The organism is Kitasatospora sp. NPDC056446 (assembly GCF_042796115.1).
Taxonomy (GTDB): Bacteria; Actinomycetota; Actinomycetes; order Streptomycetales; family Streptomycetaceae; genus Kitasatospora.
On record NZ_JBHTRF010000011.1, the window covers coordinates 17995 to 41815 of the forward strand.

24 protein-coding genes are annotated in these 23821 nt (G+C 74.5%); 18 read left to right on the top strand and 6 right to left on the bottom strand.

The features are described 5' to 3' along the window. Positions 1–110 precede the first annotated feature (110 nt). From ACFQ6N_RS10145 to ACFQ6N_RS10175, 7 genes are all read left to right on the top strand, one after another. Entirely contained in the window at positions 111–3356 is a 3246-nt protein-coding gene (locus ACFQ6N_RS10145) for an SNF2-related protein (protein ID WP_380648272.1), read from the top strand. Then, positions 3353–3544: a hypothetical protein gene (locus tag ACFQ6N_RS10150; protein ID WP_380648273.1), complete on the top strand. Its 192-nt coding sequence runs from the start codon at positions 3353–3355 to the stop codon at positions 3542–3544. Before ACFQ6N_RS10145 ends, ACFQ6N_RS10150 begins: the two co-directional genes overlap by 4 nt. 87 nt (positions 3545–3631) lie before the next feature. Further along, complete coding sequence (locus ACFQ6N_RS10155; protein WP_380648274.1) at positions 3632–4768, top strand: MerR family transcriptional regulator; 1137 nt, start codon at positions 3632–3634, stop codon at positions 4766–4768. Between the two features lie 85 nt (positions 4769–4853). Beyond that, positions 4854–5660 (top strand): alpha/beta fold hydrolase, encoded by an 807-nt coding sequence (locus ACFQ6N_RS10160; protein ID WP_380648276.1) that lies wholly within the window; start codon positions 4854–4856, stop codon positions 5658–5660. A gap of 117 nt (positions 5661–5777) precedes the next feature. Beyond that, positions 5778–6185 carry a helix-turn-helix domain-containing protein gene (locus tag ACFQ6N_RS10165; protein ID WP_380648277.1) on the top strand — a complete coding sequence of 136 codons (408 nt, stop codon included), beginning with the start codon at positions 5778–5780 and terminating at the stop codon, positions 6183–6185. A 2-nt stretch (positions 6186–6187) separates the two neighbouring features. Continuing rightward, complete coding sequence (locus ACFQ6N_RS10170) at positions 6188–6760, top strand: hypothetical protein (protein ID WP_380648278.1); 573 nt, start codon at positions 6188–6190, stop codon at positions 6758–6760. A gap of 133 nt (positions 6761–6893) precedes the next feature. Continuing rightward, on the top strand, positions 6894–7244 hold the full coding sequence (locus ACFQ6N_RS10175; RefSeq protein WP_380648279.1) for a DUF2516 family protein: 351 nt from the start codon (positions 6894–6896) through the stop codon (positions 7242–7244). Positions 7245–7430: 186 nt separating this feature from the next. Here the strand turns inward: ACFQ6N_RS10175 and ACFQ6N_RS10180 are convergent, their stop codons facing one another. Further along, positions 7431–8942 carry a SpoIIE family protein phosphatase gene (locus ACFQ6N_RS10180; protein ID WP_380648280.1) on the bottom strand — a complete coding sequence of 504 codons (1512 nt, stop codon included), beginning with the start codon at positions 8940–8942 and terminating at the stop codon, positions 7431–7433. Positions 8943–9179: 237 nt separating this feature from the next. Here ACFQ6N_RS10180 and ACFQ6N_RS10185 point away from each other — a divergent pair, with 237 nt between their 5' ends. Continuing rightward, the gene (locus ACFQ6N_RS10185) at positions 9180–9740 is read left to right on the top strand and encodes an O-acetyl-ADP-ribose deacetylase (protein WP_380648414.1); all 561 of its coding nucleotides are present in this window, start codon (positions 9180–9182) and stop codon (positions 9738–9740) included. Positions 9741–9961: 221 nt separating this feature from the next. Here ACFQ6N_RS10185 and ACFQ6N_RS10190 read toward each other — a convergent pair whose 3' ends face one another. Beyond that, positions 9962–10795 carry a class I SAM-dependent methyltransferase gene (locus ACFQ6N_RS10190; protein WP_380648282.1) on the bottom strand — a complete coding sequence of 278 codons (834 nt, stop codon included), beginning with the start codon at positions 10793–10795 and terminating at the stop codon, positions 9962–9964. 235 nt (positions 10796–11030) lie between these two features. Between ACFQ6N_RS10190 and mshA the strand changes: the two genes are divergently transcribed. Both mshA and ACFQ6N_RS10200 read left to right on the top strand, forming a co-directional pair. Further along, positions 11031–12404 carry a D-inositol-3-phosphate glycosyltransferase gene (gene mshA, locus ACFQ6N_RS10195; RefSeq protein ID WP_380648283.1) on the top strand — a complete coding sequence of 458 codons (1374 nt, stop codon included), beginning with the start codon at positions 11031–11033 and terminating at the stop codon, positions 12402–12404. A 104-nt stretch (positions 12405–12508) separates the two neighbouring features. Further along, on the top strand, positions 12509–13039 hold the full coding sequence (locus ACFQ6N_RS10200) for a YbjN domain-containing protein (RefSeq protein WP_380648284.1): 531 nt from the start codon (positions 12509–12511) through the stop codon (positions 13037–13039). A 27-nt stretch (positions 13040–13066) separates the two neighbouring features. On the opposite strand, the gene ACFQ6N_RS10205 is transcribed toward ACFQ6N_RS10200, so the two are convergent. After that, a complete protein-coding gene (locus ACFQ6N_RS10205) occupies positions 13067–14419 on the bottom strand; it encodes an MDR family MFS transporter (protein WP_380648285.1) in 1353 nt (450 codons plus the stop codon). 149 nt (positions 14420–14568) lie between these two features. Here ACFQ6N_RS10205 and ACFQ6N_RS10210 point away from each other — a divergent pair, with 149 nt between their 5' ends. Beyond that, complete coding sequence (locus ACFQ6N_RS10210) at positions 14569–15327, top strand: phosphoglyceromutase (RefSeq protein ID WP_380648287.1); 759 nt, start codon at positions 14569–14571, stop codon at positions 15325–15327. 334 nt (positions 15328–15661) lie between these two features. Continuing rightward, positions 15662–16258 carry a lytic polysaccharide monooxygenase gene (locus ACFQ6N_RS10215; RefSeq protein WP_380648288.1) on the top strand — a complete coding sequence of 199 codons (597 nt, stop codon included), beginning with the start codon at positions 15662–15664 and terminating at the stop codon, positions 16256–16258. A gap of 139 nt (positions 16259–16397) precedes the next feature. Here the strand turns inward: ACFQ6N_RS10215 and ACFQ6N_RS10220 are convergent, their stop codons facing one another. Beyond that, on the bottom strand, positions 16398–16577 hold the full coding sequence (locus ACFQ6N_RS10220) for a hypothetical protein (protein WP_380648289.1): 180 nt from the start codon (positions 16575–16577) through the stop codon (positions 16398–16400). Positions 16578–16751: 174 nt separating this feature from the next. Continuing rightward, complete coding sequence (gene phoU, locus ACFQ6N_RS10225) at positions 16752–17450, bottom strand: phosphate signaling complex protein PhoU (RefSeq protein WP_380648290.1); 699 nt, start codon at positions 17448–17450, stop codon at positions 16752–16754. A 305-nt stretch (positions 17451–17755) separates the two neighbouring features. On the opposite strand from phoU, the gene ACFQ6N_RS10230 reads away from it, so the two are divergent. Continuing rightward, on the top strand, positions 17756–19204 hold the full coding sequence (locus ACFQ6N_RS10230) for a sensor histidine kinase (protein ID WP_380648291.1): 1449 nt from the start codon (positions 17756–17758) through the stop codon (positions 19202–19204). Positions 19205–19206: 2 nt separating this feature from the next. Then, positions 19207–19902, top strand: a complete 696-nt coding sequence (locus ACFQ6N_RS10235) for a response regulator transcription factor (protein WP_030061050.1) — start codon at positions 19207–19209, stop codon at positions 19900–19902. Between the two features lie 146 nt (positions 19903–20048). Here the strand turns inward: ACFQ6N_RS10235 and ACFQ6N_RS10240 are convergent, their stop codons facing one another. Next, a complete protein-coding gene (locus tag ACFQ6N_RS10240) occupies positions 20049–20744 on the bottom strand; it encodes a DUF461 domain-containing protein (protein WP_380648292.1) in 696 nt (231 codons plus the stop codon). Between the two features lie 427 nt (positions 20745–21171). Here ACFQ6N_RS10240 and ACFQ6N_RS10245 point away from each other — a divergent pair, with 427 nt between their 5' ends. From ACFQ6N_RS10245 to ACFQ6N_RS10260, 4 genes are all read left to right on the top strand, one after another. Continuing rightward, the gene (locus ACFQ6N_RS10245; RefSeq protein WP_014136563.1) at positions 21172–21654 is read left to right on the top strand and encodes a CarD family transcriptional regulator; all 483 of its coding nucleotides are present in this window, start codon (positions 21172–21174) and stop codon (positions 21652–21654) included. Positions 21655–21997: 343 nt separating this feature from the next. After that, positions 21998–22753, top strand: coding sequence for a 2-C-methyl-D-erythritol 4-phosphate cytidylyltransferase (gene ispD / locus ACFQ6N_RS10250; RefSeq protein ID WP_380648415.1), 756 nt, complete (start codon positions 21998–22000; stop codon positions 22751–22753). Continuing rightward, positions 22743–23234 (top strand): 2-C-methyl-D-erythritol 2,4-cyclodiphosphate synthase, encoded by a 492-nt coding sequence (ispF, locus tag ACFQ6N_RS10255; protein ID WP_380648293.1) that lies wholly within the window; start codon positions 22743–22745, stop codon positions 23232–23234. The genes ispD and ispF overlap by 11 nt, the downstream gene beginning before the upstream one ends. 149 nt (positions 23235–23383) lie before the next feature. Further along, complete coding sequence (locus ACFQ6N_RS10260) at positions 23384–23779, top strand: PPOX class F420-dependent oxidoreductase (protein WP_380648295.1); 396 nt, start codon at positions 23384–23386, stop codon at positions 23777–23779. The last annotated feature ends 42 nt before the right edge of the window (positions 23780–23821 follow it).

The window sequence follows — 23821 nt, forward strand, 5'->3', positions numbered from 1 at the left end:
ACAAGCGCGGAACTTCCCCCGAACGGCTCAGCGGACCGGCTCTGTCAGCCCTCCCGGCTAGGCTGCGAAGGACGGTTCCACCAGCCCGCCACCAGCCCGGAAGGCCCCCGATGTTCGTCCTGCACGCGCTCTGGCGGACGGACGGGCAGCTGGCGCTCTGGGCCGAGGACGCCCGCGCCCACCCCGGCGCCGCCGAGCCGCAGCCCGACCGCCCCGCCCCGCGCGCCCACCCCTACGCCTGCCCGGCCGACGCACTGGCCGCCGTGCTCGGCGGCATCGGCCCGGGCCTCGACTGGCTCGCCGGACAGGCCCCCGAGCGCTGGACCACCCTGCTGCTGCCCACCGTCGGCACCGCCCCCGCGCCCTCGCCCGACCTGCCCGTCACCCCGCCGCGCGGCGGCGCCGTGCTCACCCCCTGGCGGGTGCCGGCGCTGCTCTTCGACGCCGGGGCCGCCGCCCAGCTGCTCGGCGAGGTCTTCGACCCGCAGTGGGCCGTCACCAGCACCGACCTGCCCGGCACCGGGCGCACCGAGGTCGTCCACGGCCCCTCGCTGCGCTGGCTTACCGGGGTGCACGACCTCGCCTGGCGGACGGTCGGCCAGGGCCGGGTGCTGCCGCTGCCGGTCCTCGCCGACGGTCGCCCGCAGGCCCACTGGCGGCCCGACCCCACCCCGTCCGGGCGCCGCGAGGCCGCCGCCCTCGCGGCGGGCTGCCCGCCCGTCCTGCTGGGGGAGTGGCCGCACGGCGCCGGCACCGGAGAGGACCTGCTGGCCGCCGCACTCGGCGCGCTGGTCGACGCCGAGGCCCGCGCCGCCCTGGCCGACACCCCCTTCCCCGCACCCGGCGAGGCCGTCGCCGAGCACTGGCTGCACGCGCTGGCCACCCCCGGCGGCGGCCTCGACGGCGTCCCGCCCGACGGCTTCGCCGAACTGCGCCGCAGGGTCGACGCCTGGTACGCGGCCGCCGAGCCCGGCGATCCCGCGCTGCGGCTCTGCTTCCGCCTGCTCGAACCGCTCGGCCCCGACGCCGACGACCCCGAGGGCCGCCCCTCCGACGACGCCTGGCAGCTGGAGTTCCTGCTCCAGGCCGTGGACGAGCCGTCCCTGCTGATCCGCGCCGCCGACCTGCACGAGGGCGGCGCCGCGTACGCCGCCCTCGCCCGCAAGACCGGAGACCCGGCCGGAGACCCGAACGGCGACCCGACCGCCGTCCTGGTCTCCGAACTCGCCCGCGCCGCCCACCGCTGGCCCGTCCTGGACGGGCTGCGCCACCGCTCCCGCCCGTCCGTCCTGCCGCTCGACCGCGCCGGGGCCCTGGACTTCCTGCGCACGGCCGCACCCGCGCTCGCCGAGGGCGGCTTCGGCGTGCTGCTGCCCGCCTGGTGGCGCCGCCGCCCCCGGCTCGGACTCGCCCTGCGCGCCACCACCCCGCCCGCGCCCGGCACGCTCGCGGTCACCAGCCAGGTCGACCGGGACACCGTGGTCGCCTTCCGCTGGCAGGCCGCGATCGGCCCGGACGGCGCGCCGCTCACCGAGCAGGAGCTGGCCGACCTGGCCGCCGCCAAACAAGGCCTGGTGCGGGTGCGCGGCACCTGGCTGGAGGCGGACCCGGCGCAGATCGCCGCCGCGCTCGCCTTCCTCGCCGACCGGCGCGACGGCGTGCTCGCCACCGCCGACCTGCTGCGGCTCGCCCTCGATCCGCAGGCCACGGTCGGCGGGCTGCCCGTCACGTCCGTGAGCGCCGACGGCCCGCTCGGCGACCTGCTCGCCGGGCGTGCCGACGCCGCCCCCGAGGCGGTGCCGCCCCCGGACTTCCGGGCCGTCCTGCGCCCGTACCAGGAGCGCGGGCTGGCCTGGCTGCGGACGATGTCCGGGCTCGGGCTCGGCGCCGTGCTGGCCGACGACATGGGGCTCGGCAAGACCGTCCAGACCCTCGCCCTGCTGGCCGTCGAGAAGGCCGAGCAGGGGCCCGGCCCGTCCGGCCCGTCCGGCCCGGCCGAGCAGTCCGAGCAGTCCGAGCAGTCGGGGCGGCCTGGGCGGGCCGAGCAGGCGAAAGGCGACACCGGCCCCACCCTGCTGGTCTGCCCGATGTCCCTGGTCGGCAACTGGCAGCGGGAGGCCGAGCGCTTCGCCCCCGCCCTCCGGTGCCACGTCCACCACGGCTCCGGCCGGCTGGGCGCCGCGCGACTCGCCGAAGCCGTACGCGGCACGGACCTCGTCATCACCACCTACGGGCTGGTCCAGCGCGACCTCGCCGCCCTGCGGGCGATCCGCTGGCGCCGGGTGGTCGCCGACGAGGCCCAGCACATCAAGAACACCGGCACCGCGCAGTCCCGGGCGATCCGCGCCCTGCCCGTCGCCCGCCACCGGATCGCGCTCACCGGCACTCCGGTGGAGAACCGGCTCTCCGAGCTGCACGCCGTCCTGGACTTCGCCAACCCCGGCCTGCTCGGCCCCGCCGAACGCTTCAAGGAGCGCTACGCGATCCCGGTCGAACTGCACCGCAGCCCCGAGCGCACCGCCGAACTCCGGCGCCGCACCGCGCCGTTCGTGCTGCGCCGGCTCAAGACCGACCCGGCGGTCGCGGCCGAGCTGCCCGCCAAGCAGGAGATGACCGTCTGGTGCAACCTCACCGCCGAACAGGCCGGCCTCTACCAGGCCGTGGTCGCCGACCTGCTGCGGCGGGTCGAGGGGATCAAGGGCGTGGAGCGGCGCGGAACGGTGCTGGCCGCGATCGGCAAGCTCAAGCAGGTCTGCAACCACCCGGCCCAACTGCTGCACGACGGCTCGGTGGTGGGGGAGCGGTCGGGCAAGGTCGCCCGGCTGGCCGAGCTGCTGGAAGAGGCGCTGGCCGAGGGCGACCGCACGCTCGTCTTCACCCAGTACGCCGAGTTCGGCACGATGCTCCGCCCGTACCTGGAGCGCCGGCTCGGCGAGGAGGTGCTCTACCTGCACGGCGGCCTGTCCCGGGCGCGCCGCGAGGAACTCGTCGACCGCTTCCAGTCCCCTGACGGGCCACGGGTGTTCCTGCTGTCGCTGCGGGCCGGCGGCACCGGCCTCAACCTGACCGCCGCCAACCAGGTGATCCACCTGGACCGCTGGTGGAACCCGGCGGTCGAGGAGCAGGCCACCGACCGCGCCTTCCGGATCGGCCAGCGCCGCGACGTCCAGGTCCGCCGCCTGGTCTGCGTCGGCACCGTCGAGGAGCGGATCGACGAAATCCTCACCGCCAAAAGGTCGTTGGCCGAGACGGTGGTGGGGGAGGGCGAGCACTGGCTCACCGAGCTTCCGGCCGACGCGCTGCGCGAACTGGTCGCCCTCGCCCGCGAGGACGCCGTCGCCGAGGAGGACGCGTGACCGCACAGCCCAACCCCGTGGTCAACATCGCCGCCTACTGGCGCGGCGACTTCACCCTGCGCCCCGCCCCGCCCGAGGAGGAGCCGCCCGAGCCGTCCCTGCACCGCCTCGGCCGCTCCGGCATCACCGTCCACGGACGTGACCTCGCCGTCCTGCTCGCCCCCGCGTACGAGGCCTTCCGTGACTGAGCGCCGCAGCCGCCATCGGCACCGGCCCAGGCCCCGGCGCCGGCCGGGCTTGACCCTCGACCAGGTCGAGCCCGCACGGTGACCGGCATGGAGAGCGAGCTGCACAGCATCGGGGCACTGGCCCGCGCCAGCGGCCTCGGCGTCGGCACCCTGCGCTACTACGACGGCGCCGAGGTGCTCACCCCCGCCTGGGTCGACCCGCAGACCGGCTACCGCTGGTACCGGCCCGGCCAGCTCGCCGACGCCCGGCTGCTGGCCCGGCTGCGCCGGGTCGGCCTGCCGCTGACGGGCATCCGCGCCGTGCTCGGCGCCGCCCCCGGCAGCGGCGAGGCCCGCCGGGTGCTCGACGTGCACCTGCGGCGTCTGGAGGACGGCCTCGCCGACGCCCGCCGGGAGCTCTCCCTGATCCACGCGATGATCGACCAGAGGGAGCAGCCGATGACCACCGACCCCGCCGACATCCGCCTCACCGTCCCGGCCGAGGACCTGGCAGCCGCCCTGGACGCGGTCCGCTTCGCGGTCTGCGGCGACCCGGAGGTACCCGCCCTCGCCGGGGTGCTGTTCGAACCGGACGGCCCGGTGCTGCGCCTGGTCGCCACCGACCGCTACCGGATGGCCTTCGCCGAGCTGCCCGCCGTGGTGGCCCCGGCCGCCAGCGGGGCCCCGCCCGAGCAGCCGACGGCCGGCACGATCGTCCCGACCCCGCTGGTGGACGCCCTGCGCGCCCTGCTCGGCTCGGGTACGGCGGCCGAGGTGGTGCTCACCCTCGGTGGCGGCCTGGTCCGCGCCGAGGCGGGGGAGCACCGGATCGAGGGAGCCGCCCCGGACGTCGACTACCCGGACCACCGGGCCGTCACCAGGCTCGAACCGGAGCACCGGATCGCCCTGCCCGCTGCCGGACTGCGCGCCGCCGTCGCGGCCGGCGCCACCCGCACCCTGCCCTCCGGCCCGGACGGCGCCGACTGCGCGGTCACCGTCCTCACCCTGACCGGGGACGGCCGGCTGACCGTCGCCGACGACCCGGCGGCCGACGCTCCGACGGCCCCCGAGGACGTCCGGCTCGCCGTCAACCGGGACTTCCTCCTCGACGCGTTCGACGCCCTCGACGCCGGTCGGCCCGAACAGCTCCTGCTCGAACTCGGCGGCCCCATCGCCCCCCTGGCCATCCGCACCCCCGGCCGCACGGGCACCTTCAACGTCCTGATGCCGATCCGCCTTCCGTAGGGCCCGTCTGACCGGGCGGGACGGCCCCGCTGCCCCGTTCCGACAGGTCGGAACGGGGCAACCGGCGCTCTGGGAGGATCGCCGCATGAGCCAGCACACCGGTCGCCCAGGGTCCGAAACCGAGCTCCCCGCCCCCGGCGGAGGCCGGCTGTGGGCGGAACGCGGCGGCTCCGGCAGCCCGGTGGTCCTGCTGCACGGTTCCGGCATGGACTCCCGGCTGTGGGACGCGGTCCTCCCGGAGCTCGTCCGCCACCACGACGTGGTCCGTTACGACGCCCGAGGCCTCGGCCGGTCCGCCGCGCCGGGGCGGCCCTTCGACGACGTCGGGGACCTGCGCGCGGTGCTGGACCACTTCGGTCTGGAGCGTGCCGCGCTGGTCGGCCTGAGCATGGGCGGGGAGACGGCGCTGGACTTCGCCCTCGCCCATCCGGAGCGGGTCACCGCCCTGGGCCTGGTCGGCGCCTCGGTCAGCGGCCACGACTGGCCGCCGTCCCCGGAGACCGGTGCCTACGCCGAGGCCCGCCGCCGGGGCGACGCGGCGGCCCTGGCCGAACTGGAGCTGACCGTCTGGGCCGCCATGGGCCGGACGGCGCCGGGCGGTGAGCTGGTCGCGGCGATGGTCGAGGAGAACGCGGCCCGCCGGATCGTCAGCGAGCACTTCCTCGCCGGGGCCCCCGAGCGGCCCGCCGAACCCCGCCTCGGCGAGGTCACCGCGCCCACCCTGGTGGTCCACGGCGACCGGGACCACCCGGAGATCGCGGCGATCGCCGAGCGGCTCGCCGCCGGCATCCCCGGCGCCCGGCGCCACCTCGTTCCGGCCGCCGACCACTACCTCCCGCTGCGCACCCCCGAACGCCTCGCCGACCTCCTGCTGACCCACCTGGCCCACTGACCCGCCGGGCCCGACCGCGTCCGGCCGCCCCGGGCCGCCCAGGGCCGCCCGCCCGGAGCGTTTGCTGCCGCTAGCACCCTGCTTGCAAAAGCAAGCAGGGTGCTGCACGCTGTTCCCATGGCCTCACTCAACGTCGGCTCGCTCGGCGAGTACATCCGGGAGCAGCGGCGCAACGCGCAGTACTCGCTGCGACAGCTGGCGGAGGCCGCCGGCGTGTCCAACCCGTACCTCAGCCAGATCGAGCGCGGGCTGCGCAAGCCGAGTGCGGAGATCCTCCAGCAGATCGCCAAGGCGCTGCGGATCTCGGCGGAGACGCTGTACGTCCAGGCCGGGATCCTGGAGGAGCGGCGGGGCGAGGGCCTGGAACTGCGGGCCTCGATCCTGGCCGATCCGCTGATCACCGAGCGGCAGAAGCAGGCGCTGCTCGCGGTCTACGACGCCTTCCTCAAGGAGAACGCCGCTCCGGCCCCCGGTGCGACGACCGACGGCTCAGCCACCCAGAACACCCACCGGGAGGAGCGGTAACCATGCCGATCACCGACGAGATCAAGAAGACCCTCAGCGACCCGACCCCGCTGTACGCCCTGGCGGGCGCCGGGGACCTCGCGTACGAGAAGCTGCGCGAGGTGCCGGGCAGGGTCGAGGCGCTGGCGGCGGACCGCAGGAGCGCGCAGGAGAAGGCCGCGGCCAGGCTCCAGGAGGCGCAGACGCTGCTGGTCGGGGCGCCGGCCAAGGTCGGCGAGGCCGTCACCGGGCTGCCCACTGACCTCAAGTCCTTGCAGGAGCGGGCGCAGGGCTTCGCGCTGCAGCAGGTCGGCCGGGCGGTCGAGCTGGCGGTGAAGGCCAAGGAGACGTACGACGAGCTGGCCGAGCGCGGCAAGGTCGTGGTGGACAAGGCCCGCCCGGGCGCGCCCGCCGAGACCGTCGTGACCGCGGAGCGGGCCGGGTGGGCCGAGCAGCCCGTCGAGGCCGAGCCGGTCGAGGCCGAGTTGGTGGACGCCGTGCCGGTGGACGCCGAGCCGGCGCAGGACGCCGCCGCCGCTCCGGCGCCGAAGAAGTCCGCCCGGGCCCGGAAGACGGGCTCCGCCGGAGCGGAGTGAGCGAAGGCCCCACGGGAGGCCTTCCACCGGGGCACCTCCGGTGACCACGGAACGTTGACACCGCAGCGGACGGTCGTCATGCCAGGATGGGCGGCGGTCGAAGCGCCGGAGCCGAGAGACAGAGGAGATCGTGATGGTCGGAGTGCTCCAGATTCTGGCCTTTTCCTACCTGAACCCGATCTGGTGGGCCACGATCGCCATCCTGGCCTACAAGTTGTACGCCCTGGTCGACGCGACCACCCGCCGGGAGGATGCCTACCGAGCGGCGGACAAGAAGACCAAGGGGTTCTGGATCGCGATCCTCGCGATCTCCTTCGGCTGGGACTTCCTGTTCGGGGTGAACTTCTTCACCGGCATCGGCACCCTGGCCGGCCTGGTCGCCTCGATCGTCTACGTGGTGGACGTCCGCCCGGCGATCCGGGCGCTGACCGGGGGCGGCGGCCGGGGCGGCCGGAGCAACACCGGCCCGTACGGGCCCTGGTAGGACGAGCGGCGGACAACGCGACGGCCCGGGCGGGGAGTTCACCCGCCCGGGCCGTCGCATGTCCGGATGCCCTGCTGCCCTGCTGCCCTGATGTCCGGATGTCCGGATGCCCCGTCGTCCGGATGCCCCGTCGTCCGGATCCCCGGACCCGGACACCGGACCCGGACCCCGGATCCCCGGTGTCGGTCAGCCGAGGATCAGCTGCACCGGGTTGCGCTCCAGCAGCAGCACCGCGACGTCGTCGGTCAGCGCGCCGCCGTTCAGCTCCTCGACCTCGGCGATGGCGCTGTCCACCAGTCGCCCCCTGGTCAGCCCGGCGGCCTGGTGGTCGCCGATCAGCCCCGCCAGCCCGTCCTGGCCCAGGCGGCGGGATCCGGCCCCGACCCGGCCCTCGATCAGCCCGTCGGTGTAGAGCAACAGCCGCCAGCCGGCCCGGAGTTCGACCTCGTGGGCTGGCCAGGCGGCCTGTCCGTCGTGGCACGGCAGCAGCCCGAGCGCGGGACCGGCGAACTCGGAGGGCAGGCTGACCGGCTCGTGGTCGCGGCCGAGCAGCAGCGGGGCCGGGTGCCCGGCGAGGTAGAGCCGGGCCTTCTCGCCGGTGCCGAGCGAGTCCAGGGCGCTGTCGGTGCCGCCGGGCCCGATGACGAGCATGCAGAGCGTCGCGAAGATCTCGTCGCTGCGCCGCTCGTGCTCCAGCACGTGCTGGAGGGTGGTGAGCAGGGCCTCGCCGGTGAGCCCGGCGAAGACCAGGGTGCGCCACGCTATCCGGAGCGCGACGCCGAGGGCGGCCTCGTCCGGGCCGTGGCCGCAGACGTCGCCGATCACGACGTGGACGGTGCCGTCGTCGGTGCGCACGGCGTCGTAGAAGTCGCCGCCGAGCAGGGCGCGGCGGCGGCCGGGGCGGTAGCGCCGGGTGAAGGAGAGCCCGGCGCCGTCCAGCAGCGGGGTGGGCAGCAGGTGGCGCTGGAGGCGGGCGTTCTCCTGGCCGCGCAGTTCGGCCTCGACGAGGCGGCGCTGGGACTCGTCGGCGCGTTTGCGTTCGACGGCGTAGCGCAGGGCGCGGGCCAGCAGCGGGCCGTCCGTCTCGTGCTTGATCAGGAAGTCCTGGGCGCCGGCGGCGACGGCGGCCGCGCCGAGTTCGGCCCCGGCGGCGTCGGTGAGCACCACGACCGGGGTGTGCGGGGCCCGGCGGAGCAGCTCGTGCAGGCCCTCCAGCCCGTCGGAGGGGTCCGACGGGTGGGCCGGGTCGGCGGGCGCGGCGAGGTCGAGCAGCACGCAGCCGAACTCGGGGCCGCGGGTGCGTCCGCGCCGGGCCGAGAGCGCGGTGGCGGCCAGCAGGGCGATGGCCTGGTCGAGGCCGCGGGCCCAGTGGATCTCGATCGAGGTGCCGCTGTCGGCCACCGCGTCCTTGATCAGCTGGGCGTCCGAGGCGTCGTCCTCGATGACCAGCAGGCGCAGTGGTGCGCTGCCGTTGGCGGGCGCGTCGGGGCCGGGCCCGGAGGGCACCTCGGAGACGTGGGACGGGTGGGCGGCGTGTGCGGCCCGGACGGCCTGCGAGCGCGGGTGGGGTATCGGGGGAGTCGCCGTCGTCGGGCCGTTGGCGGTCGGGCGGGTGCGGGCATGGCCGACGGGGGCGCCGCCATGGGCGCCCGGCAGGTCCGCGGCAGCAGGTGCCCGCCCGTCTCCCGTTGCGGGCATCGGTGGTTCCTCCCTTTCCCCGACTGCGTAACGGTCGACGTCCGTCCGCAGTGCCCGCCTGGCACCGTGCGTCGGGGAACTTCTCGCGACCATAACGTGATCTCCGGGGATTTCTTGGCCGACCGGCGCCGTTGTGGCTATTGCCACGCCGGTGGCGGTGTGGTGTCGGGACTCGGAAGACGGCTTGGATGCCCGTACCGGCGGTGGCCGGTGGGGCGGAGAAGGGGGCAGGCGGTGGTGACACGGATCACCCTGGTCGAGGGTGACATCACGGAACAGCAGGTGGACGCGGTGGTGAACGCCGCGAACTCGTCCCTCCTGGGCGGCGGCGGGGTGGACGGTGCGATCCACCGCAGGGGCGGGCCGCAGATCCTGGAGGACTGCCGTCGGCTGCGCGCCTCGCACTGGGGCAAGGGTCTGCCCACGGGGCGTGCGGTGGCGACGACGGCCGGGCGGCTGCCGGCCCGGTGGGTGGTGCACACCGTCGGGCCGGTGTACCTGGCGGAGGAGTACGAGGAGCGGGCGGGGCTGCTGGCCTCCTGCTATCGCGAGTCGATGCGCGTCGCGGCGGAGCTGGGCGCGCGCACGGTGGCCTTCCCGGCGGTGTCGGCCGGGATCTTCGGCTGGCCGCCGGCTGACGCGGCCCGGATCGCGCTGGCCACCGTCGCGGAGGTGCTGGACGGCGGTGACGCGGCGGCGGGCGCGGAGTCGGCGGAGGTGCGGTTCGTGCTGTTCGGGTCGGAGATGTACGAGGTGTTCGAACGGGCCTTGCGGGAGCTGCCCGGGCGGGACGACTGAGGGCGGAGGCGGGCATGGTGCGTGCCGAGCGGCGTGTGGTGCCGCCGCTCGGTCGCGTCCATCGTGGCGCGACGAGGCGTCAACACGCCAGAGATATTCGATAACTCGTTCGAGTGAATGCGTCAGGTCGCTCACCAGCTCCCGCGCCCGGCCCCGCCCGCACCGCCTGCCCTTCGTACGGCCCGCACGGCACCTGCCGCCCGTACGGCTCGTACGGGCGCCTACGGCGCGAGCGCCGTCCAGGGCAGGGTCGCCTCGCCCTGCCGCCACCGCCCGCGCGCGTCCACCAGCGGCCAGCTGCCCGCCAGCGCCGTGCAGGCCGCCACCCAGCGCTGCCGCGCCCCGAAGGCCCCGTACGGCGCGGCCGCCGCCCAGGCCCGGTCGAAGTCGGCCAGGAAGGCGTGCACCGGCCGGCCCGGCACGTTGTGGTGGATCAGTGCCTTCGGCAGCCGTTCGGCGAGGTCGGAGGGCCGGTCGAGGCCGCCCAGCCGGGCCGCGAAGGTCACCGTCCGGGGCCCCTCCGGGCCGAGCGCGACCCAGACGTGCCGTCGCCCGATCTCGTCGCAGGTGCCCTCGACCAGCAGCCCGTCCGGGGCGAGCCGGGCGCACAGCCGCTCCCACACCCCGGCCACCGCCGCCTCGTCGTACTGCCGCAGCACGTTGGCGGCCCGGATCAGCCGGGCCGGCGCGCCGCCGTCCAGCGGCACCTCGAAGCCGCCGCGCCGGAAGGTGAGCAGCGGCGGCTCGGCGTACGGCAGCGCGGCCGCGACCCGCTCCGGCTCGATCTCGATCCCGACCACCCGGACGTCCGGCCGCACCGCGCGCAGCCGGGCGGCCAGCTCGACGGCCGTCCACGGGGCGGCGCCGTAGCCGAGGTCCACCGCGACCGGGGGCTGGTCGGCGGCGCGCAGCGTCCGGCCGAGGGTGTGGGCGATCCAGCGGTCCATCCGGCGCAGCCGGTTGGTGTTGGTGGTGCCCCGGGTGACGGTCCCCACCGGGCGCCCGGTCCGCCCACGGGAGGGCGCGGCGGTCGCGGGGTCGAAGGAGGCAGCCATGCCCAGAAGGGTAGTCGGGGTGCCGGCGGCACCGTGCTGACCTGGGGCGATGCCGCTCGGCCCGGACCGCGCCCCGGACCGGTCGGGCTCGTGGGCCGGACCGGGAATGCCGGACGCCGCCCGCGTGGTTGGCACACTGGTGGTGATGTGTGCCCGGACGGGGCAGCGCACACCGGACAACGGGCGGCCCGGCGCGGACCGCCTAGACGGGCCGCACAGAGGAGGCTTCAGCCAGGTGATCCAGCACCCCGTCCGTTCGGTACGCCGTGCCCAGCCCGCCGGGCCCGCGCGCGGCCGGCTCCAGTCGCTCGTCCCGGGCCGCCGCCGCCCGCGCCGGATAGCCATGCTGAGCGTCCACACCTCGCCGCTGCACCAGCCCGGCACGGGGGACGCCGGGGGGATGAACGTCTACATCGTCGAGCTGGCCAAGCGCCTGGCCGACCTCAACATCGAGGTCGAGGTGTTCACCCGGTCGATCTGCTCGGACGACGCCCCGACCGTCGAGCTGGCCCCGGGCGTCCTGGTCCGCCACGTCACCGCCGGGCCGTACGAGGGCCTGATCAAGGAGGACCTGCCGGCCCAGCTGTGCGCCTTCACCCACGGGGTGCTGCGCACCGAGGCGGGGCACCGGCCCGGCCACTACGACCTGGTGCACTCGCACTACTGGCTGTCCGGGCAGGTCGGCTGGCTGGCCGCGCAGCGCTGGGGCGTCCCCCTGGTGCACACCATGCACACCATGGCGAAGGTCAAGAACGCCGCGCTGGCCGAGGGCGACACGCCCGAGCCCGCGGCCCGGGTGATCGGCGAGACCCAGGTGGTGGAGGCGGCCGACCGGCTGATCGCCAACACCACCGAGGAGGCCGCCGAGCTGGCCCTGCACTACTCCGCCCGGCCGGACCAGCTGGCCGTCGTCCACCCCGGCGTCAACCTGGACGTCTTCCGCCCCGGCGCTGCTCGGGCGACGGCCGCCGCCCGGGCCCGGCTCGGCCTGCCGCAGGACGCCGCCGTGCTGCTCTTCGCCGGCCGGATCCAGCCGCTGAAGGCCCCCGACGTCCTGCTGCGGGCGGTCGCCGCGCTGCTGGCCCGCCGCCCCGAGCTGCGCGAGCGCCTGGTGGTGCCGGTGGTCGGCGGGCCGTCCGGCACCGGGCTGGCCCGGCCGGAGAGCCTGCACAAGCTCGCCGCCCAGCTCGGCATCTCCGACGTGGTGCGCTTCCACCCGCCGGTCGGCCAGGAGCGGCTCGCCGAGTGGTACCGCGCGGCCTCGGCCCTGGTGATGCCCTCGTACAGCGAGTCCTTCGGCCTGGTCGCGCTGGAGGCGCAGGCCTGCGGCACCCCGGTGGTGGCGGCCGCGGTCGGCGGTCTGCCGGTCGCGGTGCGGGACGGCGAGACGGGCACCCTGGTGCACGGCCATGACCCGCTGGACTGGTCGTACGCGCTGGAGTCGTACGTCACCGACCGGGAGCTGGTGGCCCGGCGCGGTGCCGCGGCGGCCCGGCACGCGGCCGCCTTCGGCTGGGACACCGCCGCAGCGACCACCGCCGAGGTCTACGCCGGCAGTCTGGCCCGCCCGGCCGGCCGGCTGGCCGCCGCCCGGCGCCGGCTCACCTGAGGCGCGGCTCCGGGCCGCCGGAGCCGCCGGTCCGGGCCACCCGGAGCCGCGACGCGGCGGCTCGGGGCTGCGCCCGGCGGGTACCGACGAGTAACGTCACCTCCATGGCAATCCGCACCAAGGACGAGGCCCTGACCCTCCTGCGCACCGCCCTGGACGACGCCGGGGTGGCCTGGGAGCCGGCCGCCACCGACCCGCACACCCTGGTGGCGACCCTCCCGGGCACCCGGAAGCTGAACACCGCCTGCGCCCTGCGGGTCGGCGACCACACCCTGTCGGTGAACGCCTTCGTGATCCGCCGCCCGGACGAGAACCACGAGGCCGTCTACCGCTGGCTGCTGGAGCGCAACACCCGGCTGTACGGCGTCGCGTACGCCGTCGACGCGCTCGGCGACGTCTACCTGGCCGGGCGGCTGCCGCTGGAGGCGCTCACCCCGGAGGTCGTGGACCGGCTGCTCGGGACGGTGCTGGAGAACGCGGACGCGCCGTTCAACACCCTGCTGGAGCTGGGCTTCGCCTCGGCGATCCGGCGCGAGTGGGAGTGGCGCACCAAGCGCGGGGAGTCCACCCGCAACCTGGCCGCCTTCGCGCACCTGGCGGGTCCGGCGGCCGGGGGCTCCCCGACCGCCGACTGACCTGCCGCCGACTGACCTGCCGCGGGCTCAGGCGCCCGCCGGAGCCTTCCCGCCCGCCGGGGCAGGAGCCGCCCCGGGCGCCGCCATCCCGGGCGCCGCGACCTCGATCACGGCTGCCTCGGTCACGGCCGCCTCGGCCACGGCGCGGGCGCCCGCCCTCCGGGTGCGGCGGCCCAGCGCCACGTGCCCGAGCGCCGCGACCGTGCCGCAGACCCCGCACACGCTCCACAGCACCCCGGGCCCGGCGTACTGCAGCACCACCCCGCCGACGCCCGGGCCGATGAACGAGGCCAGCGACCAGGAGAGCGAGTAGACGCCCTGGTAGCGGCCGCGCGCGTGGGTCGGCGCCAGTTCGGCGACCAGGCCCATCATGGTCGGCGCGTTCAGGACCTCGCCGACCGTCCAGACCGCCACCGAGAGCGCGAACAGCCACGCGGCGGAGCCCGCCAGCGCGCCCAGCCCGAAGCCCCAGCCGGCCAGCAGACAGCTGGCGATCAGCAGCCCGGTCCGCGAGCGGCCCTCCATCCACCGGGTGAGCGGGATCTGGAGCACCACGATCAGCACCCCGTTCAGGCCGATCACCAGCCCGTACTGGGTGGCGCTGAGGCCCGCGCCGCCCATGGCGACGGGCAGCGTGGTGCTGCTCTGCTGGAAGATCAGCGCGAGCAGCAGGTTGAGCCCGACCACCGTCATGAACGGGCCGTCCCGGAACACCGTGCCGAGGCCGACCGCCGGCCCGGCGGCGCCCTGGGCCGTCGCGGGCGGCTGCGCGGGCCGGGTCTCCGGGATCTTGAGGAAGATGACCACCGCGCAGACCAGCGTGGAGAGCGCGTCCAGCAGGAAGAGCGTGAGGTAGCCCTGGGTGGCGATCAGGCCGGCCACCGCGGCAGAGAGGCCGAAGCCGATGTTGATCGCCCAGTAGTTCAGCGAGTACGCGCGGACCCGGTCCTCGGCCGGGACCAGGTCGGCGATGATCGCCGAGGTGGCGGGCCGGGTGGCGTTGTTGCACAGGCCGACCAGGAAGACCACGGCGGCGATCGCCACCGGGCCGTTCACGAAGCCGAGCACGGCGGTGGACAGCGCGGTGCCGAGCTGGGCGGCGACCAGCGTCGGGCGGCGCCCGATCCGGTCGGCCAGCACGCCGGCGCCGAGTGCCGAGATCGCCGAGCCGAGCCCGAACAGCGAGGCCACCAGGCCCGCGTAGGAGGCCGGGTACCCCCGGTCGGCGGTCAGGTAGAAGGACAGGAAGGTGACCACGAAGGCGCCGAGCTTGTTCACCAGCGTGCTCACCCAGAGCCACCAGAACTGCCGCGGCAGCCCGCCCATCGTCTCCTTCACCAGTCTTCGGATCCGAGGGGTGGCGACCAGGGCGACGAGCATGTGGGGGCTCCCGGGGGCAGGCGTCCGCCGAGCGGCGCGGGCAGGCCCGATCGACCGACGCATGTAAGTGTCATTGGCGCGGGGCACACATTACACAGCGGCCGAAGGTCGCCACCAGGGGTTTTCGGGGCTCCACTAAGCTGGGGGCCATGGCTGACACGACGTACCGACTCATCCTGCTCCGCCACGGCGAGAGCCAGTGGAACCAGAAGAACCTTTTCACCGGTTGGGTCGACGTCGACCTCAACGAGAAGGGCGAGAAGGAGGCCGCCCGCGGCGGCGAGCTCCTGTCCGCCGAAGGCCTGCTCCCCGACGTGCTGCACACCTCGCTGCTGCGCCGCGCCATCCGTACCTCGCAGATCGCCCTGGACAAGGCCGACCGCCACTGGATCCCGGTCAGCCGCAGCTGGCGCCTGAACGAGCGCCACTACGGTGCGCTGCAGGGCAAGGACAAGGCCCAGACCCTGGCCGAGTTCGGCGAGGAGCAGTTCCAGCTGTGGCGCCGCTCCTACGACACCCCGCCGCCGGTGCTGGCCGACGACGCCGAGTACTCGCAGGCCGGTGACGCCCGCTACGCCGAGATCCCGAGCGAGCTCCGTCCGCGCACCGAGTGCCTGAAGGACGTCGTCGACCGGATGCTCCCGTACTGGTACGACGCCATCGTCCCGGACCTCGCCGCCGGCAAGACCGTCCTGGTCACCGCCCACGGCAACAGCCTGCGCGCGCTGGTCAAGCACCTCGACGGCATCTCCGACGAGGCCATCGCCGGCCTGAACATCCCGACCGGTATCCCGCTGGTCTACGAGCTGGACGCCGACTTCAAGCCGGTCACCGCCGGCGGCCGCTACCTCGACGCGGACGCCGCCGCGGCAGCCATCGAGGCGGTCAAGAACCAGGGCAAGAAGTAACCCGCTTGCCGATACGGCCCCCCGCCCGCGCGTCCGGCGCCGGCGGGGGGCCGTCGTCGTTCCCGGGCCGTCGGCGGGCCGTCCGAGGGCCGTCGGCCCGCCGTGCCCGGGTCCGGCCGTCGGATCGTAAGTGATCCAACAGGCTTGCCCCGCAGGGGAGTTGGACGGTCCACAAAGTGGTTCAGACCATTGACGGGTGGCGGCGGCCGCTCCTACCGTGTAGGCACCGGGCCGGGCGCAGGCATGCCGAGGACCTCCCCGTCCGGGCCGCCGCACCCCCACGTGCGCGTCCGTGCCCCGGTGCACTCTCCATCCACCCCCACGGAGGAGCACCATGCGCACACGTCACCTCGTCGGGGCGGTGGTCGCCGCACTGGCGGTACCGCTCACGCTCGCCTTTCCGGCGTCGTCACACGGCTGGATCTCCACCCCGCCCAGCAGGGCCGCGCTCTGCGACGTGCACACCAGCGGCGTCCCCTGGGACTGCGGCGACATCCAGTGGGAGCCGCAGAGCGTCGAGGGCCCCAAGGGCTTCCCGGCGCTGGGCCCCTCGGACGGCACCATCTGCGCCGGCGGCAACGCGCGCTTCGCCGAGCTGGACGACCCGCACGCGGGCGCCTGGCCGACCACCGCGGTGACGGCGGGCCAACAGCTCACCTTCACCTGGACGTTCACCGCCCGGCACGCGACCACGGACTTCCGGTACTACCTGACCAAGCCGGGCTACGACGCGAGCCAGCCGATCACCCGGGCGAACCTGGACCTGACGCCCTTCCTGACCGTCCCGTACGGCGGGCAGCAGGTGCCGAGCACGCTCAGCCACACCGGGACCGTCCCGGGCGGGCGCACCGGCCACCAGGTGGTCGTCGCGGTCTGGACGATCGCCGACACCGGGAACGCCTTCTACTCCTGCACCGACGTCCAGTTCTGACGCCGGCCCCGGCCCCGGATCCGTCCGCGGCGCCGGTCACCGGACTCGGGCACGGTCACCGGACCCGGGCACGGACGCGAACGAGGTGCACGGCCGCCGGAATGCCGTGCACCTCGGGAGCCGTCCCGCGGCGGGCCGCTCAGTGGCCGCCGCAGCAGCCGCCGGCCGCACCGCCGCACTGGCAGGGCGCACCGGACTGGCAGCCGCAGCCGCACCCCGGGCCGCAGCCGCAGCCGGCGGCGAGGACGGGCAGCAGCTTCGGGGCGGGCGGCTCGACGGTGTCGCGGGCTGGGGCCGGGCGGGTCGGGTTGGCCTTCATCGAGCTGTTCCCTCCGTGAAGCGGGCACACTCCGGAGCCCGATACTTCGAGTGAAACCGCCGAACGGAGGGGGCGTCAACGGGCGCGCAGTGGTGGGACGTACGGAAGTCCGTGCGCCCGCACCACCCTCGCCACAGGTTTACTCACCCCTGAGGGGTAACGCCGGAGCGGAGCTCACTCCGCCGCGCCGGCCTCCACGGCCTCGGCGGCCTCGGTGGCGGCCACGAACTCGGCCACGTGCTCGCCCGTCACCAGGTACACCACGCGCTTGGCGACCGACACGGCGTGGTCCGCGAAGCGCTCGTAGTAGCGGCCGACCAGGGTGATGTCGACGGCGGTCTCGATCCCGTGGTGCCAGCGCTCGTCGATCAGGTGTGAGAGCAGCTCGCGGTGCAGGGTGTCGATGGCGTCGTCGTCCTGCTCCATCTCCAGGGCCTTGTCGACGTCCTTGGTGGCGATCACCAGGCCGGCCTTGGCGACCAGCCGCTGGGCGAGCTGGCCCATCTCCAGGACGGTGGAGTGCAGGTCACGCGGTACGGCGGTGTCCGGGTAGCGCATCCGCGCGACCTTGGCGACGTGCCGGGCGAGGTCGCCGCAGCGCTCCAGGTCGGAACTCATCCGCAGCGAGGTGACGACGATGCGCAGGTCGGTGGCGACCGGCTGCTGCCGGGCGAGCAGGTCGATCGCGCGGTTCTCCAGCTCGTGGTGGAGCTCGTTGACCTTCACGTCGGCGGCGATCACGCTCTCCGCCAGCGCCAGGTCCGCGTCGAGGAGGGCGGTGGTGGCGCGGCCGAGGGCAGAGCCGACCAGCCGGGCCATCTCGACCAGGCTGTCGCCGATCGCATCGAGTTCCTCGTGGTACGCGTCGCGCATGTTCTCTCCTCAGTAGCTGTGTCGGTGGCGGTGCCGACCGGTCAGCCCGTACGACCGTATTTCCGGGGCCGGGTGACCGCTGCTGGTGGCGCGCATCGTACGCGCACACCCGAGCCGGTGGCCCCTGTTCGGCGCACCGATCTCTCCCACACGGGCTGCTCGGCCAACTTTCGGTCGCCAGGGCGACGATGCACGGCCAGTACGGTGAATCGGCAGCTACGTGAAGGTGAATTCTCGGCAACGCATGGTCGATGCCTTGATCCAGCCCTTGGGGAGTGGCCTGGCCGTGCGCTTACGCTGACCACATGGACGTGAACGTGGCCGCCGCCGCTGCCTGCGCCATAGCCGGGCTCGGCGTCGGTCTCACCGCCTCCATCGCATTCCGCTGGAGCGAACGCGAGCAGGCCAAGGGCAGGTACAGCGGAACCGGCGGCAAGAACCAGGGCCGGTACCAGGCGCTCGGCACCGGCAACCCCGAACCACCGCTGCCGCCGGGGGTCGACACCGTGCTTTCGGTGCTGCGCTCCTGCGCGATCGTGCTGGGGGAGGGCGACGAGGTGGTCAAGGCCAGCTCGGCGGCGTACGCGATGGGCCTGGTGCGCGGCGGTGCGGTCGCCGTGGACCAGATGCTCGCGCTGGCCCGGGCCACCCGGCGGGACGGCGAGATCCGCCAGGTCGAGCTGGAGGTGCCCCGGCCGGGCGCGGCCCGCGCGGCCGAGCCGCTCGCCGTCTCCGTCCGGGTCGCCCCGCTTGGCTCCCGGCTGGTGCTGGTGCTGGTCGAGGACCAGACCGACCGGCGCCGGGTGGAGGCCGTCCGCCGGGACTTCGTGGCGAACGTCAGCCATGAGCTCAAGACCCCGGTCGGCGCGCTGTCGCTGCTCTCCGAGGCGGTCGCCGACGCGGCGGACGACCCGGAGGCGGTGCAGCGCTTCGCCGGCCGGATGCAGGTCGAGGCGACCAGGCTGGCCAGCCTGGTCCAGGAGATCATCGACCTCTCCCGGGTCCAGGACGACCGGCTGATGGTCGACCCGGAGCCGGTCGCGGTGGACGAGCTGATCGCCGAGGCGATCGACCGCTGCCGCCAGCAGGCCGCCGCCAAGCAGATCCTCATCGCGGCCGGCGGCATCGCCGGCCTCTACCTGCACGGCAACCGCGGCCAGCTCGCCGCGGCGCTCGGCAACCTGGTCGAGAACGCCGTCAACTACAGCCCGCCGCGCACCCGCGTGGCGATCGCCACCCGCCGGATCTCCAGCGCCGCGGCGCTGGGGGAGGCGGACGGCGAGCTCATCGAGATCTCGGTCACCGACCAGGGCATCGGTATCTCCGAGAAGGACCGCGAGCGGGTCTTCGAGCGGTTCTACCGCGTCGACCCGGCCCGCTCCCGGGCCACCGGCGGGACCGGCCTCGGACTCTCCATCGTCAAGCACGTCGCCGCCTCGCACGGCGGAACCGTCTCGGTGTGGAGCGTCGAGGGCCAGGGTTCGACCTTCACGATCCGCCTGCCCGCCGGGCAGGCGCCCGTCGACGACGGACCCGACGACGGACCCGACGGACCGGACGGACCCGACGGGCACGACGGCACCGGCGACCTGCCGGGCCGCCGGCCCGGCACCCTCACCGGACCCGCCACGGCACCCCGAACCCTCACCACCGACCGTACGGACCGCAAGGACCGTTCCGGCCGTCCGCTCCCCGCCGGGGAGCGGGAACAACACCTGTCAGACACAACCCCTCAGCTTGCCCCGGAGGCCTGATCGTGACCCGAGTACTGGTGGTCGAGGACGAGGAGTCGTTCAGCGACGCCCTGTCGTACATGCTCCGCAAGGAGGGCTTCGAGGTGGCCGTCGCCGCCACCGGCCCCGACGCGCTGGAGCAGTTCGAGCGCAACGGTGCCGACCTCGTCCTGCTCGACCTGATGCTGCCCGGCCTGCCCGGCACCGAGGTCTGCCGCCAGCTCCGCGTGCGCTCCAACGTCCCGGTGATCATGGTCACCGCCAAGGACAGCGAGATCGACAAGGTCGTCGGGCTGGAGATAGGCGCTGACGACTACGTGACCAAGCCGTACTCCACCCGGGAGCTGGTCGCCCGGATCCGCGCGGTGCTGCGCCGCCGCGGCGAGGACGGCGGCGCCGGCGAGAACGGCGGCGGCCCGGGCGCCCTGGAGGCGGGCCCGGTCCGGATGGACGTGGACCGGCACGTGGTGACCGTGGACGGCGCCAAGGTCGACCTGCCGCTCAAGGAGTTCGACCTGCTGGAGATGCTGCTGCGCAACGCGGGCCGGGTGCTCACCCGCATGCAGCTGATCGACCGGGTCTGGGGCGCGGACTACGTCGGCGACACCAAGACCCTGGACGTCCATGTGAAGCGTCTGCGGGCCAAGATCGAGCCGGACCCGGGCGCGCCGCGCTACCTGGTCACCGTCCGTGGCCTGGGCTACAAGTTCGAGCCGTAAACCGAGCCGTAAACCGAGCCGTGGACAGCGGGTACCCCACCCACGCGGAAGGCCCCCGCCGGCAGCAGCCGGAGGGGGCCTTCGCGTTGCTCCCGGCAGGCCCCGGAGGGCCCGCCGGAGGCGGTGCGCGGTGTCAGTGCGCGGTGTCAGTGCGCGGCCGGGACGGCCGGGGTGGTGGCGTTGGCCGGGACGGCCGCGCCGGTGGTCGGAGCGCCCGGGGCGGCCGTGGTGCCCGCGGCGCCCGGGGTGGTGGCGCCGGGGACCGGGACGGTCGCGGCGGGGGAGGAGCCCTTGGCGGGCGTGGCGCTCGCCGAGGGGGTCGGGCCGAAGCCCTTGTAGAGGCCGCGGCCGTTCTCGCCGGAGTCCGGGCTCACACCGGCCTGGGCGTCGACCTTCTGGCCGTCCTTGAAGGCGAAGGTGGTGGGGGCGAAGCCGCCGACGTGGACGGTGGCGGAGGCGACGGTGGCGGACGGGTTGCCCTGCCCGCCGATCGCGACCGAGCCGCCGGCCGGGACCACGATGCCGGACAGCGGGGCACCCGCGGCGTCCGTGAAGGTGGCGGCGGACGTGCCGACGGTGACGGACTGCAGCTCCGCCGGGGTGTTCGCGGTGTTCGCGATGTTGACGACCACGTTGGCCGCGCCGGTGTAGTCGCCGGAGGCGTGCTCCCCGGTGACGATCACGATGTTGTTCAGCCGAAGGTTGGTCCCGATGGTTGCCGCCGCGTTGTCCGGCTTGACCTGCAGCGTGTCCGGCGTGTTGCCGGCGGCGCAGGAGGACAGCGAGGCGATGGCGATGGCGGCGATTGCGGCGATGCTGCCGCGTCGAAGGCTGCGGCTCACGGCGGCGGCTTCTCCTAAGTCACGTGTCGGTAGGTCAGGTCTCAGATTATCGACCTCACTTATGCGGTCCTCACGGGGTGGTCCCCGTGTCGCACTCCCGGGGGCCGCCGGGGGCCGTCCGGCCGTACGCCCGCCATGTCCCGGTCACATCGCGGACAAGCTTCGACCAAGATCGAATAACGATTGGGCCGCGACCGGAAAAAGGGTGAAAGCTCAAGATCCAATCATGGTTGCGGGGGTGTTGCGCAAGGGTTTCGTCGAACCCCGGAACCGCCTCCGACCTGCGGGAAGCCCCTCTCGAACATCGGTCGCAGCACGTGATGGGGGTGGTTGTCAAGCCCCGAGACCCGCCCTGACCTGCGAAAACGCCCTTCGGGTGCGCCGAGAAGCGTGTTATTCTGGAAAGCCACGGAAGGGGTCCTGTCACATGACGTTCAAGGTTGGCGACACGGTGGTCTACCCCCATCACGGGGCCGCGCTGATCGAGGCCATCGAAACTCGCCAGATCAAAGGTGTGGACAAGACCTACCTGGTGCTCAAGGTGCAGCAGGGAGACCTGACGCTCCGCGTGCCCGCCGAGAACGCGGAGTTCGTCGGTGTGCGCGATGTGGTCGGCCAGGAGGGTCTGGACCGGGTCTTCGAGGTGCTGCGCGCACCGTACACGGAAGAGCCGACCAACTGGTCCCGTCGCTACAAGGCGAACCTGGAGAAGCTCGCCTCGGGCGACGTTATCAAGGTCGCCGAGGTTGTGCGCGACCTCTGGCGTCGCGAGCGCGAGCGCGGTCTCTCGGCCGGCGAGAAGCGGATGCTCGCGAAGGCGCGCCAGATCCTCGTCAGCGAGCTCGCGCTGGCGGAGAACACCAACGAGGACAAGGCGGAGACGCTGCTCGACGAGGTCCTCGCCTCGTAGCGCACGCGCCCACCGCAGGGCAGTCGGGCTGCGCAGTGCAGTCGGGCTGCCGCTCTACGCTCACAGCGCCCGGTGCCGGCGCGCCGCTCCTCGGACGAACCGTCCGGGAGTGGTGCAGTGGCACTTCGGGCGCTGAGGCGTGTCCGGACGACGCCCCCCGACCGAGGTGGTCCAGGCCTGCAAGACCGTTTCTGCACCCGCCCTTCCGTGGATTCCTCGAATTCTGCGGAGCGCGGGCTCTGCGGAGTCGTGCGGCGGGCAGCGGACCATGGATCTTCGGAAGGGGCCCGGTGCGCCCGCCGGGCACGCCATGGCCATACCCACTTCGCCGAAGGAGTGAAACCTGAACGCGTCAGCAGCAGTCGCAGCAGCAGTGGTGCCCGCCGCCGGACGCGGCGAGCGGCTGGGGCCGGGGGCCCCGAAGGCCCTGCGGGAACTGGGCGGCGTGCCGCTCCTGGTGCACGCCGTCCGGGCCCTGGCCCGCAGCCGGGCGGTCGGCCTGGTCGTGGTCGCCGCGCCCGCCGACGGGGTGCCCGAGGTGGTCGCCCTGCTGGACAGCCACGGGCTGGACGGCAAGGACATCCGCGTGGTGGCCGGCGGCGCGACCCGCCAGGAGTCGGTCCGGCTGGGCCTGGCCGCGATCCCGGAGGACGTCCCGATCGTCCTGGTGCACGACGCGGCCCGTCCGCTCGTCCCGGTCGAGGTGGTGGACGCCGTCGCGGCCGCCGTCCGGGCCGGAGCGCGGGCCGTGGTGCCCGCCGTGCCGCTGGCCGACACCGTGAAGCGGGTCGAGCCGAACCCGGGCGGTCCCGAGCCCGTCCTCGACACGCCGGAGCGGTCCACCCTGCGCGCGGTGCAGACCCCGCAGGGCTTCGACCGCGCCACCCTGGTCGAGGTGCACACCAAGGCACTGGCCGAGGAGGGCGCGGGCACCGCCGACGCGCCGCCGGTCACCGACGACGCCGGCCTGGTGGAGCGCTACGGCGGCCGGGTCGTCGTGGTGCCCGGCCACGAGGAGGCGTTCAAGGTCACCCGTCCGCTGGACCTCGTGCTCGCCGAGGCCGTACTCGCCCGCCGGAGGGCCGCCGATGCCTACTGACCCGTTGATCCCCCGCATCGGGATCGGCACCGACGTCCACGCCTTCGAGGCCGGCCGGCCGCTCTGGGTGGCCGGGCTGGAGTGGCCGGACGCCGGGGTCGGGCTGTCCGGGCACTCCGACGCCGACGTCGCCGCGCACGCGGCCTGCGACGCGCTGTTCTCGGCCGCCGGGATCGGCGACCTCGGCGCGCACTTCGGTACCGACCGCCCGGAGTGGGCCGGCGCCTCCGGGGTGAAGCTGCTCGGGGAGGCGGCCCGACTGGTCCGCGAGGCGGGCTTCGAGATCGGCAACGTCGCGGTGCAGGTGATCGGCGTCCGGCCGAAGATCGGCAAGCGGCGGGCCGAGGCGCAGGCCGCGCTGTCGGAGGCGGCCGGCGCCCCGGTGTCCGTCTCCGGCACCACCACCGACGGGCTGGGCCTGACCGGCCGGGCGGAGGGGCTGGCGGCGATCGCCACCGCCCTGGTGTACGAACGGCGTTGAGCGCGGGAAGGGCGCCCGGTGGGGAATAACCCGTAGCTGACGGGTGTTCACCGGGTGCCCCGGGGGCCCGAGTCGGTAGTGTTCGGCTTCGGGCCCGTGCGGGCTTCCGCTCGGGCCGTACCACCGCCGACGAGACGAGGTTTTCCCGCATGAGCGCTCAACTCTCCGACCGTGCCAAGGCCCTGCTCGATGACAAGAGCTTCGCCGTGGTGTCCACGATCCAGCCCGACGGCAGTCCGCAGTCCTCGGTGGTCTGGGTCCGGCGGGACGGCGACGACATCCTGTTCTCCACCGTCCAGGGCCGCCGCAAGCACCTCAACCTGGTGAAGGACCCGCGCCTGTCGATCCTGGTCAACCCGGTGGACAGCCCGTACGAGTACTTCGAGGTCCGGGGCGAGGCCACCCTGACCACCGAGGGCGGCCGGGAGCTGATCGACGAGCTCGCCGCCAAGTACCGCGGCGTGGACTCGTACACCTGGGACGGCCCGGACGACGTCCGGGTGGTCGTGCGGCTCAGCCCGCGCAAGGTGGTCGGCAACATCTGATCCACCCGTCCGACGCCCGCTGTTCCCCGGGATCACGCCCCC

What these genes read in the sequence shown, in the direction of transcription:
- ACFQ6N_RS10145 (WP_380648272.1), top strand. Translation starts at nt 111, where the DNA reads ATGTTCGTCCTGCACGCGCTCTGGCGGACGGACGGGCAGCTGGCGCTC.
- ACFQ6N_RS10155 (WP_380648274.1), top strand. Translation starts at nt 3,632, where the DNA reads ATGGAGAGCGAGCTGCACAGCATCGGGGCACTGGCCCGCGCCAGCGGC.
- ACFQ6N_RS10160 (WP_380648276.1), top strand. Translation starts at nt 4,854, where the DNA reads ATGAGCCAGCACACCGGTCGCCCAGGGTCCGAAACCGAGCTCCCCGCC.
- ACFQ6N_RS10165 (WP_380648277.1), top strand. Translation starts at nt 5,778, where the DNA reads ATGGCCTCACTCAACGTCGGCTCGCTCGGCGAGTACATCCGGGAGCAG.
- ACFQ6N_RS10170 (WP_380648278.1), top strand. Translation starts at nt 6,188, where the DNA reads ATGCCGATCACCGACGAGATCAAGAAGACCCTCAGCGACCCGACCCCG.
- ACFQ6N_RS10175 (WP_380648279.1), top strand. Translation starts at nt 6,894, where the DNA reads ATGGTCGGAGTGCTCCAGATTCTGGCCTTTTCCTACCTGAACCCGATC.
- ACFQ6N_RS10180 (WP_380648280.1), bottom strand. Translation starts at nt 8,942, where the DNA reads ATGCCCGCAACGGGAGACGGGCGGGCACCTGCTGCCGCGGACCTGCCG.
- ACFQ6N_RS10190 (WP_380648282.1), bottom strand. Translation starts at nt 10,795, where the DNA reads ATGGCTGCCTCCTTCGACCCCGCGACCGCCGCGCCCTCCCGTGGGCGG.
- ACFQ6N_RS10200 (WP_380648284.1), top strand. Translation starts at nt 12,509, where the DNA reads ATGGCAATCCGCACCAAGGACGAGGCCCTGACCCTCCTGCGCACCGCC.
- ACFQ6N_RS10205 (WP_380648285.1), bottom strand. Translation starts at nt 14,419, where the DNA reads ATGCTCGTCGCCCTGGTCGCCACCCCTCGGATCCGAAGACTGGTGAAG.
- ACFQ6N_RS10210 (WP_380648287.1), top strand. Translation starts at nt 14,569, where the DNA reads ATGGCTGACACGACGTACCGACTCATCCTGCTCCGCCACGGCGAGAGC.
- ACFQ6N_RS10215 (WP_380648288.1), top strand. Translation starts at nt 15,662, where the DNA reads ATGCGCACACGTCACCTCGTCGGGGCGGTGGTCGCCGCACTGGCGGTA.
- ACFQ6N_RS10220 (WP_380648289.1), bottom strand. Translation starts at nt 16,577, where the DNA reads ATGAAGGCCAACCCGACCCGCCCGGCCCCAGCCCGCGACACCGTCGAG.
- phoU (WP_380648290.1), bottom strand. Translation starts at nt 17,450, where the DNA reads ATGCGCGACGCGTACCACGAGGAACTCGATGCGATCGGCGACAGCCTG.
- ACFQ6N_RS10230 (WP_380648291.1), top strand. Translation starts at nt 17,756, where the DNA reads ATGGACGTGAACGTGGCCGCCGCCGCTGCCTGCGCCATAGCCGGGCTC.
- ACFQ6N_RS10245 (WP_014136563.1), top strand. Translation starts at nt 21,172, where the DNA reads ATGACGTTCAAGGTTGGCGACACGGTGGTCTACCCCCATCACGGGGCC.
- ispF (WP_380648293.1), top strand. Translation starts at nt 22,743, where the DNA reads ATGCCTACTGACCCGTTGATCCCCCGCATCGGGATCGGCACCGACGTC.
- ACFQ6N_RS10260 (WP_380648295.1), top strand. Translation starts at nt 23,384, where the DNA reads ATGAGCGCTCAACTCTCCGACCGTGCCAAGGCCCTGCTCGATGACAAG.